The sequence below is a fragment of the Pseudomonas sp. S4_EA_1b genome (genome assembly GCF_016307435.1).
Taxonomy (GTDB): domain Bacteria; phylum Pseudomonadota; class Gammaproteobacteria; order Pseudomonadales; family Pseudomonadaceae; genus Aquipseudomonas; species Aquipseudomonas rhodesiae.
In genome coordinates this window covers 1-1,377 of the sequence record NZ_JAEILC010000217.1, presented here as the reverse complement: position 1 = coordinate 1,377, position 1,377 = coordinate 1, and the positions used below count along the sequence as shown (strand labels likewise).

Genomic DNA, 1,377 nt, shown 5'->3' with positions numbered 1-1,377 from the left:
GACGGGCGGCATTATACATGTGATGCCCTAGGCTAAAGAACGCAATTTCCCAAGAGACGCGCGCGACATCGAACTGGTGAAATGGTCGACGAGGGTGAAGTGTGGTGGCAACCAGCGGTAACACGAGAGTCGCACGCACGACGACGGCGTTTCTCGCATGGAGCCAGAAAGATTAATCTTCTCGAGAGTGTCCTCTTGACACGCTCTGGGTAAATTTTGAACCTTGGTCTGACCTAGCGACCGCGGGGAAATTCGCGCCAGATTCGTCAGGTAGGCTTCAGGTACGCTTCATAAATGCTACGAATGGAAAGCCAGTTTTCAGCGCTGAATGCCACTCCATCCAATAATCGCTCAGCCACCCTATCGAAAGCACATACATCAGCCCACAACTGATTAGTATCCACGTCACAGAAACACGCATTCATTGGAGACGTAAAGAGATCGTGCGTAACAACATACTCGTCACCTAGATCAATCAAGCATGAGTATCCTTTGAATGACTTTAAACCGCTCAATTCTTCGCTAATCTGAGCCTCACTACTTGAACAAACACCACCACTTATACATATAACATCAGAAACAACCGCTGGAGCAACAAGCACCGAATCCTTTAATTCTCTCGGATCACCGAAATACACATCATATAATTGATCCAACAGCGATGGCGTATAGCTATCCATGAATAATTTTGGTGTAATTGTTCCATGGATTCGGGCGCCAGCCTCAATCATCACTGGCCCGTCTTCCCCCATCACTAACTCCATGTGCACAGCGCCATAGGTAATATCTAATGCTTCTGCGGCACGCTTTGCATAATTAGCTAGTACGACACTGACTGGAGAGTCAAGAGGCAGCATAAAAGTGAACTTCTTAACGAAATCGCAATGTTCGATATTCAACTCATCACCTCGAACATACCGACAAACAGCCGATATGAAGTAAGCTCCAGCATAAGCTACCAAATCCACAACGTATTCGCTTCCAGGGATCATAGGCTGTATCAGAAAATTATCATTAGTCGTCCAAGTTGCGGAAAATTTACCCCAAGAAGCATTATCTATTGCGTATTTTAGCTCATTAAAATTATTGCAACGCTGCACGCCTTCGCCTCCGGCGGAAGATTGCGGCTTAAAAATACAGGGATAGTGGTGCCACTGCTCAAGGGCCGAAATCGCATCTATTTTGCTTTTCACTACGGTGGTAGGTATAAACGCCAGGCCTGAATTGGCCAGAGAATGCTGCATCTCATCTTTATGTCGACGCAGCAATGAAGTTTCCGGATTATTGCCAACGAACGAGTATCTTGCAGCTAGCTTTTCGGCTAAAAACACACCATTCTCACTTCCTGGTAAAACAGCATCAAACAAACCACTATCG

The 1,377-nt window shown here is 46.2% G+C and carries 1 protein-coding gene; it reads right to left on the bottom strand.

Translation table 11 applies throughout. From position 1 onward, the window contains the following. Window positions 1-266: 266 nt before the first annotated feature. Window positions 267-1,377: ATP-grasp domain-containing protein (locus YA0848_RS35770; protein ID WP_198731597.1), on the bottom strand; the 1,111-nt coding region annotated here is incomplete at its 5' end.